This window comes from Burkholderia sp. Ac-20379, from assembly GCF_017104645.1.
GTDB lineage: Bacteria > Pseudomonadota > Gammaproteobacteria > Burkholderiales > Burkholderiaceae > Burkholderia.
Genome location: NZ_JAAGPF010000685.1, coordinates 1 through 1,358, shown reverse-complemented (window position 1 = coordinate 1,358; position 1,358 = coordinate 1). Strand labels below are relative to the sequence as shown.

Here is a 1,358-nt window from a genome sequence, read left to right as displayed (position 1 = left end):
GAAGCGACGCGCGAGGCGCCGCCCCGGCGCGCGCGTCACACCCCGCGCAGCCGGCGGGCGTACGACAACCCGTAGGACGGCGAACGGAACAGCAGGATCGGATCGTCGCTGGCCTCGATGCCGTCGGCCATCACGAGCGGATCGAAGTTGATGCCGTAGCTCGGCGCCCGTTCCTGCGGCATCGCGCCGGTCAGCGTCAGCGTGCCGGCGTGGATCTCCTTGCGCTCCTTCGGCCACAGCAGCGTGGGATTGGTGACCGGGTCGCCCGGTTCGCCGATCGAGACGATCATGTCCCATTGCGCCGGGCCGTGCCGCAGGCGTTCCATCAGGCGTGGCTCGAGGAAATCGTGCGGTGCGCCGGCCAGTTCCGCGTCGGTCAGCGCGCGCTCGCCGTCGCGCGGCACGAAGTGCCAACGCACCATCGTCACCGCGCCGCGCGCATCGACGAAGCGGAACGTGTGGATGCCGTAGAACGCGCAGGTGGCGTAGCTCCACGGCGGGTTCACGGTGCCGAGGTAGTGGGCCTGCGCCGCGTGATCGGGATGACTCGCGAGAAACGCCTTGAACACGGCCGCGTCCGGCTTGCCGGTGGCCGGGTCGGGCGTCAGCGCGAAGAACTTGTCGATGAAGGTTTTCGGCAGGGTGGCGAAGAACATCGGCGTGTGCAGCATCGTCATGTGCTGCAGCGCGCCGCCGGGCAGGCGGAACTGCAGGCCCACGCCGCGCGTGCTGCGCTCGGTGTCGGACGCTTCCAGATCGCCGCCCGCCAGCGAGAAGCGGCCGACCACCTCGATCGTCTCGCCCGCGAACAGCAGCGAGCGCGAAAACCGCACCGCCTCGGGGTTGCCGACGAACTGGCCGATCACGCCCACGCCCTTCGTGTGATTGCGGCGCTTGCCCGGATGCGCGCCGTAGGCGCTTTCGAGCGCGTCGAGCGCCCGTTGCGAATTCGCTTCGTCGTACTCGTTGCCGACCGCGCCGGGCGTGGCGGCGTGAGCGGCCTCGGCCGCGTCGGCCGAGGCGGGCAGCCCCACCATCGGGGCGACGGCGCCGGCCACGGTCAGGCGCGTGGCGGCGGAAAGGAAGGAGCGGCGGCTGGCATCGGTATCGGGGCGGGTCATGTTCACGGTCCGGTGGTTGAGGGCGACAGTGAGGTGAACAGATTTTTCCCGCGCTTATTCCGGCGCGGCGGGCGCTTCGCGCACGGAATTTTGTATTGGAATGTGTTGGCGCGCCCGCGGCCCTGGCGGCCTCGCGCCCTCAAGCCGCCGTGGCCACCGCCGCCGGCCCGGTGCGGAACGCGCTGACCAGCGTGCGCAGCGCGGCGCGCACCTGGCTGTCGGTGGTGGCCGAGTAGA

At 70.8% G+C, this 1,358-nt stretch carries 1 protein-coding gene; it reads right to left on the bottom strand.

Annotated elements, in window-relative coordinates; genetic code table 11:
- Nucleotides 1-35: 35 nt before the first annotated feature.
- Entirely contained in the window at nt 36-1,121 is a 1,086-nt protein-coding gene (locus tag G3N92_RS33935; protein WP_206131856.1) for a catalase family peroxidase, read from the bottom strand.
- Between the last annotated feature and the right edge of the window lie 237 nt (nt 1,122-1,358).

Excerpts from the sequence above, each read along its gene's own strand:
- G3N92_RS33935 (WP_206131856.1), bottom strand. The coding sequence starts at position 1,121 with ATGACCCGCCCCGATACCGATGCCAGCCGCCGCTCCTTCCTTTCCGCC.